Annotated in this window: 8 protein-coding genes; 1 reads left to right on the forward strand and 7 read right to left on the reverse strand. The window is 74.3% G+C overall.

Going from position 1 to position 9,060, the window contains the following annotated elements:
* Positions 1 to 77: 77 nt before the first annotated feature.
* Positions 78 to 893, forward strand: coding sequence for a 4'-phosphopantetheinyl transferase superfamily protein (locus tag J7E93_RS35310; RefSeq protein WP_215074128.1), 816 nt, complete (start codon positions 78 to 80; stop codon positions 891 to 893).
* A gap of 187 nt (positions 894 to 1,080) precedes the next feature.
* Here J7E93_RS35310 and J7E93_RS35315 read toward each other — a convergent pair whose 3' ends face one another.
* The 7 genes from J7E93_RS35315 to J7E93_RS35345 form a co-directional block, all read right to left on the reverse strand.
* On the reverse strand, positions 1,081 to 1,332 hold the full coding sequence (locus tag J7E93_RS35315; protein ID WP_215074129.1) for an acyl-CoA carboxylase subunit epsilon: 252 nt from the start codon (positions 1,330 to 1,332) through the stop codon (positions 1,081 to 1,083).
* A gap of 14 nt (positions 1,333 to 1,346) precedes the next feature.
* A complete protein-coding gene (locus tag J7E93_RS35320; RefSeq protein ID WP_215074130.1) occupies positions 1,347 to 2,918 on the reverse strand; it encodes an acyl-CoA carboxylase subunit beta in 1,572 nt (523 codons plus the stop codon).
* A 147-nt stretch (positions 2,919 to 3,065) separates the two neighbouring features.
* The gene (locus tag J7E93_RS35325) at positions 3,066 to 3,434 is read right to left on the reverse strand and encodes an acyl carrier protein (RefSeq protein WP_215074131.1); all 369 of its coding nucleotides are present in this window, start codon (positions 3,432 to 3,434) and stop codon (positions 3,066 to 3,068) included.
* 49 nt (positions 3,435 to 3,483) lie between these two features.
* The gene (locus J7E93_RS35330; protein ID WP_215074132.1) at positions 3,484 to 4,788 is read right to left on the reverse strand and encodes an MFS transporter; all 1,305 of its coding nucleotides are present in this window, start codon (positions 4,786 to 4,788) and stop codon (positions 3,484 to 3,486) included.
* Positions 4,785 to 5,714 carry an alpha/beta hydrolase gene (locus tag J7E93_RS35335; protein ID WP_215074135.1) on the reverse strand — a complete coding sequence of 310 codons (930 nt, stop codon included), beginning with the start codon at positions 5,712 to 5,714 and terminating at the stop codon, positions 4,785 to 4,787. Before J7E93_RS35335 ends, J7E93_RS35330 begins: the two co-directional genes overlap by 4 nt.
* A 156-nt stretch (positions 5,715 to 5,870) precedes the next feature.
* Positions 5,871 to 7,358 (reverse strand): FAD-dependent monooxygenase, encoded by a 1,488-nt coding sequence (locus J7E93_RS35340; RefSeq protein WP_215074133.1) that lies wholly within the window; start codon positions 7,356 to 7,358, stop codon positions 5,871 to 5,873.
* Positions 7,359 to 7,388: 30 nt separating this feature from the next.
* Positions 7,389 to 9,005 (reverse strand): FAD-dependent monooxygenase, encoded by a 1,617-nt coding sequence (locus J7E93_RS35345; protein WP_215074134.1) that lies wholly within the window; start codon positions 9,003 to 9,005, stop codon positions 7,389 to 7,391.
* Positions 9,006 to 9,060 lie beyond the last annotated feature (55 nt).

Here is a 9,060-nt window from a genome sequence, read left to right on the forward strand (position 1 = left end):
GCCAAAACCCACGCCGAGACCCACGCCGAGACCCACGCCGAGACCCACGCCGAGACCGGCGCCGGGAGAAACCACTGATGGGGGTGGGGAACGTCCTGTCCGTCGGCGAGGACGAGCTCGACGTGTGGCTGCTGCCGCCGCCGGCCTCCCCTCGTGACGTCCCCATCGGCGAGCTCGACGAGCACGAGAGACGGCGGGCCGAGGCGTACCTCAAACGCGACGACCAGCGGATGTACGCCGCCGCCCACGTGGGGCTGCGCCGCGTGCTCGCCGTCTACACCGGTGTCGCGCCGCACCGGCTCTCCATCGGGGGCGAACGCTACGACGGGGAGGGCGGCCGCAGCGGCCGGCCGCGGGTGCGCGGGGTACCCGGCGCCCCGGAGTTCTCGCTCTCCCACAGCCACGGTCTGGCCCTGGTGGCGGTCGCGGAGTCCCGGGTGGGCGCCGATGTCCAGCGCCTTCCCTCCGCCGAGACCGCCGAGGCCTGTCTGCCCGCGCTGCACCCGGCGGAACGGGAGGAGCTCGGACGGCTGGCCGTACCCGACCGGACGGTGGCGTTCGGCCGGCTGTGGACTCGAAAGGAGGCCTATCTCAAGGGAATCGGCACCGGTCTCGCGCGGGGCGCGCATCTCGACTACCTCGGCGAGTACGGGGCGGGCGAGCGTCCCGCCGGCTGGGTCGTCGGCAACCTCCCGCTCTGCGAGAGCCATGTGGCCGCGGTGGCCATCCTGGGCAGCGGGCGCCGGCGCGTGGTGATGCGGGCGGTGCCCGACACCCTGCTGTACGCCCGGGAGGCCGCCGACCGGATCGCCGGGGTCGAGCCGGGTCTGCGCACGGTGCTGCGGGACCACGTGGAGGACCGGGACCGCCGGCGCTCGACGCGGGCGGCCTGAGCACGACGGACCGGGCACGACGGACCGAGCACGACGGACCGAGCACGACGCGACACCGAGGGGCCGGGGGAAGATCCCCCGGCCCCTCGGTGTGGTGTCGTTCGTGGTGTCGTTCGTGGTGTCGATCGCTGTCCGGTTGTCGCGGACCGAGCGCAGTGCGTGCGGCCGGCCGTGCGCTGGACGGGCCTTACGCGGCGCGGCTGTCGGGCCGGGCCGCCGCGCGCCAGGTGCGGGGGCCGTCGAAGCCCGCGACCCGGTCGGGGCGCCGCCACAGCGCGACCGCCTGCTGCCTGCGGGCCGTGTCGTCCGGCTGGACGCAGGCCGCGGCCGCCCTCGACATCAGGACCGCGGTCAGGGCGGCGAGTTCCTCCGCGGAGGGGTTGCCCTTGACGACCCGTACCAGCTGCTCGCCGTGTCCGTCACACTGTCCGTCGCACATGACTGCTCCTTCGCTCACTGGGGCGGGTTGCCGTGCTTGCGGCGCGGCAGATCGGCGTGTTTGGCGACGAGCATCGCCAGCGAACGGGCCAGTACGGCCCGGGTGTCGCGGGGGGCGATCACGTCGTCGAGCAGGCCGCGTTCGGCGGCGTAGTACGGGTGGACGAGCTCCCGCTTGTACTGATCGATCTTCTCCTGGCGCATCGAGTCGGGGCAGTCGGCGGCGGCGATCTCGCGCCGGAAGACCACGTTCGCGGCGCCCTCCGCGCCCATCACGGCGATCTCGTTCGTGGGCCAGGCCAGCGCGATGTCCGCGCCGATCGACCGCGAGTCCATGACGATGTACGCGCCGCCGTACGCCTTGCGCAGCACCACCGAGACGCGCGGGACGGTCGCGTTGCAGTACGCGTACAGCAGCTTGGCGCCGCGCCTGATGATGCCCTCGTGCTCCTGCTCGACACCGGGCAGGAAGCCCGGCACGTCCACCAGCGTGACGAGCGGGATGTTGAAGGCGTCGCAGAACTGCACGAACCGCGCGCCCTTCTCACTCGCCTTGATGTCGAGGACGCCCGCCATCGACGCCGGCTGGTTGGCGACGATGCCGACGGTGTGCCCGTCGATCCGGGCGAGCGCGCAGACGATGTTCTGCGCCCAGGCCGCGTGCACTTCCATGAAGTCGCCGTCGTCGACGAGCTCCTCGATGACCCCTCGGATGTCGTAGGAACGGTTGCCGTCCACCGGCACGAGGTCGAGCAGCGCGTCGCCTGGCCGGTCGGCCGGGTCCCCGGTGAGCACCGTGGGCGGCAGCTCCCGGTTGTTGGAGGGCAGCAGGGAGATCAGATAGCGGACCTCCGCCAGGCAGGTCTCCTCGTCGTCATGGACGAAGTGCGCCACGCCCGAGATCCCCGCGTGCACGTCGGCGCCGCCCAGACCGTTCTGGGAGATCTCCTCGCCGGTCACCGCGCGCACCACGTCCGGACCCGTGATGAACATCTGGGAGATGTCGCGCACGGCGAAGACGAAGTCGGTGAGGGCGGGGCTGTAGGCCGCGCCGCCGGCGCAGGGGCCGAGCATCACCGAGATCTGCGGGATGACGCCGGAGGCCTTGGTGTTGCGCTGGAAGATGCCGCCGTAGCCGGCGAGGGCGGAGACACCCTCCTGGATCCGGGCGCCCGCGCCGTCGTTCAGGGAGACGAGCGGGGCACCGGCCGCGATGGCCATGTCCATGATCTTGTGGATCTTGGCGGCGTGGGCCTCGCCCAGCGCACCGCCGAAGACCCGGAAGTCGTGGGCGTAGACGAAGACCGTCCGGCCCTCGACCGTGCCCCAGCCGGTGACGACACCGTCGCCGTAGGGCTTCTTCGCCTCCAGGCCGAAGCCGGTGGCACGGTGCCGGCGCAGCGCCTCCACCTCGGAGAAGCTGCCCTTGTCCAGGAGCAGTTCGATCCGCTCGTGGGCGGTCAGCTTGCCCTTGGCGTGCTGTCGTTCGGTGGCGGCGGGGTCCAGGCCGTTGCGGGCTTCGTCCTTGCGGACCTCCAGTTCGCTCAGGCGGGCGGTGAGGGTGGCCTCGGGTATCGCGGGCGGCATATGCGGTTCTCCTGTCCGGTTCGGCGGGACGGTCGGTACGGAGGTCGAAGGCGGGTACGCGGGTCGGTACGCGCGTTGATACGGATCGGGCGGCGCGCGTTGGTACGGATCGGGCAGCGCGCGCCGGTACGGAACGGGCGGCAGCGGTCACCCACGGCCGCTGTCGGGCAGGCCGGCCACGGCCGCCGGCCGCGCCCCGGCCCAGGCCATGCGGGCGTCCAGCAGCGCCGCGAGCTCGGCCACGGTGCCGTCCAGGAGCGTCTGCGCGCTCAGCTCGACGCCCAGGTCGCGGCGGATGCCGTGGCTCAGGTTGAGGGCGTTGAGCCAGTCGAGCCCCTGGGTGCGCAGGGGCTCGTGCGGGCTGGTCCGGTGGCCGGACGGCACATGGAGCAGCCCGTCCAGGTGCAGGCGCAGACAGTGGGCGAGGGTGGCGGTGCGCACGTCCGGGCTCATCGCGCGCAGGTCGGCCAGGCCGGGCAGGTGTCCGATCGTGCTGTTCCTGGTGTCGTCGGTCATGTCGGTGCCTTTCGTCGGATGCGGCGGTGCGGACCGGTCCCGCCGTGCGTCAGGGCCGGCCGGCCGCCTGGGAAGGTGCGGCGGTGCTCGGACCGGCCGGGGAACGGACGGCCTCCGCGGGGCGGCCACGCCGGCGCGGGCGCCCCAGGAGGACCGCCAGGCCCGCCACCGCCGACGCGGTCCCGCCCACCCAGAGGCCGGCGCGAGCGCCGTGACGGGCGCTCAGCCAGCCGACGAGGAGGGCCCCCAGCGGGGTGAGTCCTTGCAGGATCAGCGTGTAGAGAGCCAGCACCCGGCCGCGGTAGTGCGGGGCGCTGCCGAGCTGGACACGGTGGTTGGCGGCCTGCGCGAAGTAGATGCTCGCGAAGCCGGTCAGGGCGAGCAGCACCGCCGCCGTGGGGCGATCGGGCGACCAGCCCGCGGCGGTCTCCGCCACGCCGAAAGCCAGCGCGGAACCGGCGACGGTACGGGCCGTGGGCCGGCCCCGCCGGGCCGTGGAGGCGAAGGCGGCCAGCAGCGAACCGGCCGCGAAGGCGGTGGTGAGCAGGCCGAAGGCGGTGGCGTCCGCCTCCAGGACGGTCTTGGCCAGGAGCGGCAGGGTGAGCTGGAAGTTGAAGCCGAGCAGGCCGACCACCGCCAGCAGGCCCAGGACCGCCACGAGGTCGGGGCGGGTACGGACGTACCGCAGTCCGTCCCGCACCCCGGAGGCGCGCCCGGCGGGCTCGGCGCGGATCAGCTCGCGCGGCCGGATCATCCGCAGCGCGGTCACGGTGGCGAGGTAGCTCGCCGCGTTGAGGACCATGACCGGGCCGGTGCCGGCCGCGGAGATGAGCAGCCCGGCCAGGGCGGGGCCGGCGACCCGCGCGGTGTTGAAGTAGGCGGCACTGAGCGCGGAGGCGTTGGGCAGCAGCTCGGGGCCGACGAGCTCGCCGACGAACGCCATCCGGGCGGGAACCTCGAAGGCGTTGACCGTGCCGAGGCCGAGCGCGAACAGGTACAGGTGCCACAGCTGCACGGCGCCGGCCAGGACCAGCACGGCCAGCGCCAGGGCCAGGGCGCCGGAGACCACGTTGGCCAGGGTCAGCAGCAGCCTCTTGTCGTACCGGTCGGCGAGCCGGCCCCCGTAGAGCGTCAGCAGCAGCATCGGGGTGAACTGCAGCGCGGTCAGGGTGCCCAGCGCGGTGGCGGAGTCCCCGGTCAGCTCCAGGACCAGCCAGTCCTGGGAGACGACCATCATCCAGGTGCCCGCCACCGAGACCAGCTGTCCGGCCGCGAACAGACGGAAGTTGCGTACGCCGAGCGACCGGAACGTCGGCGTACGTCTCTCCCCCGTCGGCGTACGTGTCTTCTTCACGGGGCCGTTCCGGCGGGGGCCGCCGTCCGGGCCAGGCACTCCTCCAGGAAGGCTAGGGCGCGCAGGTGGTAGGAGCGGGCGGCCCAGCCGAGGCTGATGTTGTGGCCGGCTTCCGGCTGCCGGTCGACGGTGACGAAGGGGGCCGCGGTGAACAGCCCGGCGAGCTCGGCCAGGTCCTGCTCGTCGTGGCGCCACCACAGCTCGCGCTCGGCGAAGGTGAGGCGGACGGGGACGGGGACCCGGGCGGCGGCCGCGGTGAAGCTCTCCGGCCAGGCCGTCGCCTCCGTCCGCTCCCGTACGGGCATGGGGGCGACGAGGGCGGCGGCGTCGCGGAAGGTCTGCGGCGGGTAGTAGCGCAGTGCTCCCCAGTTCCGCTTCCACTGGCCGTGCCGGTGGGGGTCGCCCAGGTCGCCGGGGTCGACGGCGTAGACCCGGCCGCAGCCGGAGACGTCCAGGCCCAGCAGGCGCGGCGGCCCGTTCTCGGCGGCGCCGCTCCGGTCGCCGGCGTTCAGGTCGCCGGCGCCCTCGGGGGAAGCCTGGTCGGCGGCGTAGGTGAGGGCCAGCTTGCCGCCGAAGGAGTGCGCGACGAGGAACACCCCGGCACCGGTCGGATACCGGTCGGCGAGGTCGGCGAGCGCGGTCCGCAGGGCGGCGGACTGCCCGGCCAGCTTCTGGCCGCTCGGCAGGTGCGCGGCGGACAGGCCGTATCCGGGTCGGTCGACGGCGACGACGGTGTAGCCGAGGCGGGCGCCCAGCGTCAGGAGGGAGACGTCGGGATGGGCCTGGCCGTCGAAGTAGCCGGCGCGCATGCCGCCGCCGTGCACCGCGACGACGGTCGCGCGGGGCGGGCCCTCCGGCTGGGCGATGAGCGCGGAGAGGCGGAACGCCCCCGCGTCCAGCGTGACCGGCCGGACGCCCGGGGACATCGCGGACGCGACGACCGGCGCGAGGGTGGGGGCGCTCACGCCGTGCCCCGGTGGCGGGCGGACTGGCAGGCGCGGCTCATGTGTTCTCCTCCTGGTGGAAACGGCCGCCGCGACACGGGCGGCCCGGCGGCACGACGTGTGGCCGGAGCGGTGGGGTCAGGCAGGGGTGCCGAACCAGTGGTGGAGGGCCGGGGCGAGGGCCGAGGGGTCCGTGCCCGCCCAGGCGACATAGCCGTCGGGGCGGACCAGGACGGCCGTGGCGCCCGCGAAGACCTCCGGGTCACGCGGAACGCCGGTGACGGTGGTCACCCGGTCCTTCCAGCCGGCCGCCGCCTCCCGCACCTCGGGGTCGTCGGCCAGGTCGAGGACGACTCCCTGCGCGGAGTGCAGCAGTTCGGCGGTCCCGACCGGACCGGCCGCCGTCGTCAGGACGCGCGGCGGCAGGCGGCGCCCGAGCAGGGGGTGGCCGCCGTCGGCGGTGGCGTAGTCGCCCATGTCGTAACGGACGTCGAGGTGGCTGACCACCCCGGCGAGGTACCGCTTCACCGGGTCGAGTCCGATCAGCTCGGCGAACAGCGTCCGCAGCGGCTCCGACTCCTCCCCGCCGAGGAACACCGTGCCCTGGGCGAGGGTGTTGGACAGCAGCCGCGCCCCGACCGGGTGCCGCTCGCCGTGGTAGGTGTCGAGGAGGCCCTCGGGTGCCCAGCCCCCGACCACCGCGGCCAGCTTCCAGCCGAGGTTGACGGCGTCCTGGACCCCGGTGCTCAGGCCCTGTCCGCCCGCGGGCAGATGGATGTGCGCGGCGTCGCCGGCCAGCAGCACCCGCCCGCGCCGGTACTCGCTCGCCTGGCGGGTGGCGTCGGTGAACGAGCTGACCCAGTCGGCGCCGCCGCCGGAGATGTCCTCCCCGGTCAGCCGCTGCCAGGCCGCCGCGACCTCGGCGAAGTCGGGCGTCCGGCTGCGGTCGGCGGGCGGCGCGCCGTGCTCGCAGACGATGATGCGGTCCACGCCCTCGGCGAGCGGCGCGGCCATCACCATCCCGGCCGGCACCCGCTCCCCGAGGAAGCGGGGCGGGATCGAGCAGCCGACCACGTCGGCGAGGTACATGCCACGGGTGGCGTCGGTGCCGGGGAAGGAGAAACCGGCGATCCGGCGGACCAGGCTGTGCCCGCCGTCGGTGCCCACGAGGTAGCGGGCGCGCAGCCGCCGCTCCCCGTCGGGCGTGTCGACGGTGGCGGTGACCCCGTCCTCGTCCTGGGCGAGGTCGAGGAACTCCCAGCCCCGGCGTATGTCGGCGCCGAGTTCGAGGGCCCACTCCTCCAGGACCGCCTCGGTACGGGACTGCGGGATGCCGCGCGCACCGAAGTGGGCGTCCTCCAGCACGGTGTAGTCGAACTGCACCCCGCCGAAGTGGCCCATGGGGCTGGTCTCGAGCCCGCCGAAGCGCGGCACGAGGCCGCGCTGGTCGAAGGACTCCAGGGCGCGGGCGGTGAAGCCGAGACCCCGGGACTGGCCCGTGGGCCGTTCGAGGCGTTCGGTGACGATGACGTCCGCCCCGCCCAGCCGCAGCTCCCCGGCCAGCATCAGACCGGTCGGCCCGGCTCCGACAATGATTACGTCCGCGTCCGTGACGTCGGCATCCATGGATGTACCTTCCTCGTTCCTGCCGCTTCCTCAGCGGGCGGCGGCGGTTTCGGTGGAGTGGTGCGCGGCGGGCGTACGGGGCTGGGTGCGGTCGGGCTCTCCGAACCAGCGGCGCAGCGCGGTGCGCAGGCCGTCCGCGTCGGTGGCCGGGCCGGCCCAGGCGACATGGCCGTCGGGTCGCACGAGCAGGGCCTCGCCGGCGCGCAGCGGGCTGCCGGGGGCGGGGCGGGCGGTGACGGTGTCGACCCGGTCCGCCCAAGGACGGGCGGCCGGTTCGGCGCCGGCGCCGAGGTCGAGCAGCAGTCCGCGGCCGGCGGTCAGCAGCTCCGGCGTACCGGTCGTCACCTCGCCGTCGCCGGGGCTGTGGCCACCGCTGCCGCCGGTACGGATCAGCTCGGCGGGCGGCAGCCGACGGCCGAGCAGCGGATGGCCGTCGTCCGGGTGGCCGTCGCTGCCCCCGGCGTCGTGGCGGACGTCGTGGCGGACGTCGTAGCGGACGGAGAGACCGCTGATCATCCCGGCCAGGTGGGTCCGTACCTCCTCCAAGGCGATCAGTTCGCCGAGCACCGCCCGCACCGGTTCGATCTCCGGGCCGCCGAGCAGCAGGTGCGTCTGGGCCCGGATGTTGGCCAGGACCTTGGCGCCGACGGCGTGGCGTTCGGCGTGGTAGCTGTCCAGCAGGCCCTCCGGAGCGTCGCCCCGGACCTCGGCGGCCAGCTTCCAGCCGAGATTGAAGGAGTCCTGCACGCCCAGGTTGAGCGCCTGCCCGCCGCTGGGCATCTGCTGGTGCGCGGCGTCGCCCGCGAACAGGATCCGGCCGTGCCGGTACTGGGCGAGCTGGCGGTTGGCGTCCCCGAACGCGTTGATCCACAGTGGTACGCCGTGGCTGATGTCCTCACCGGTCACCCGCTGCCAGGCGTGCACGACCTCCGCGAACTCCGGCGCGCCGGACCGCCGTCGGGCCGGCGTGCCGAACTCGTGGACCATCACGCGGGTGATCTCGCCGCGGGTGGCGGCGATGGCCAGGCCGTTGGCGAGGCGCTGGAAGCGGCGGTCGGGGGTGTCGACCCCGGAGACATCCGCGCGCAACAGCTCGCGCTCGGCGTCCCGGCCCGGGAAGTCGGCCCCGATGAGCCGCCGTACGGTGCTGTCCTCGCCGTCGCAGCCGACCAGGAAACGGGCGGTGATACGGACCGGCCCGGCGGGGCCGAGACACTCGGCGGTCACCCGGTCCGGCCCGTCGGCCAGCGCGACCAGCTGGTGGCGGCGGCGCACGTCCGCGCCGAGCGCGATGGCCCGGTCCTGGAGGAGTTCCTCCGTGCGCTGTTGCGGGACCTTCCACTGGCCGGGGTGGGAGGTGGGCAGGGTGAGGTCCAGTCCGATGCCGCCGAAGTGGCCGCGCGGCTCGCACGGCGGGGTGCCCAGCTCGGCCAGCAGCCCGCGGGCGGCGAGGATCTCCATGGTGCGGGCGTGCAGGGTGGAGGCCCGCGATTCCGTGGTCGGGCCGGGGCGCTGGTCGAGGACGAGCACCTCGGCGCCGCCGAGCCTGAGCTCGCAGGCGAGCATCAGTCCGGCGGGGCCGGCTCCGACCACGAGGACATCGGTGCTCAGGGTGTCCTGGGTGGTGTCCTGGTGGTCAGCTGCCATGTCAGTGCCTTGTCTCGGCGTGGGTCTCGGCGCCGGTCTCGGCGTGGGTTTTGGC

This window comes from Streptomyces sp. ISL-36, from assembly GCF_018614205.1.
GTDB lineage: Bacteria > Actinomycetota > Actinomycetes > Streptomycetales > Streptomycetaceae > Streptomyces.

Bases quoted from the DNA above. Each gene is read 5' to 3' on its own strand.
- J7E93_RS35310 (WP_215074128.1), top strand. From the start codon at position 78: ATGGGGGTGGGGAACGTCCTGTCCGTCGGCGAGGACGAGCTCGACGTG.
- J7E93_RS35315 (WP_215074129.1), bottom strand. From the start codon at position 1,332: ATGTGCGACGGACAGTGTGACGGACACGGCGAGCAGCTGGTACGGGTC.
- J7E93_RS35320 (WP_215074130.1), bottom strand. From the start codon at position 2,918: ATGCCGCCCGCGATACCCGAGGCCACCCTCACCGCCCGCCTGAGCGAA.
- J7E93_RS35325 (WP_215074131.1), bottom strand. From the start codon at position 3,434: ATGACCGACGACACCAGGAACAGCACGATCGGACACCTGCCCGGCCTG.
- J7E93_RS35335 (WP_215074135.1), bottom strand. From the start codon at position 5,714: ATGTCCCCGGGCGTCCGGCCGGTCACGCTGGACGCGGGGGCGTTCCGC.
- J7E93_RS35340 (WP_215074133.1), bottom strand. From the start codon at position 7,358: ATGGATGCCGACGTCACGGACGCGGACGTAATCATTGTCGGAGCCGGG.
- J7E93_RS35345 (WP_215074134.1), bottom strand. From the start codon at position 9,005: ATGGCAGCTGACCACCAGGACACCACCCAGGACACCCTGAGCACCGAT.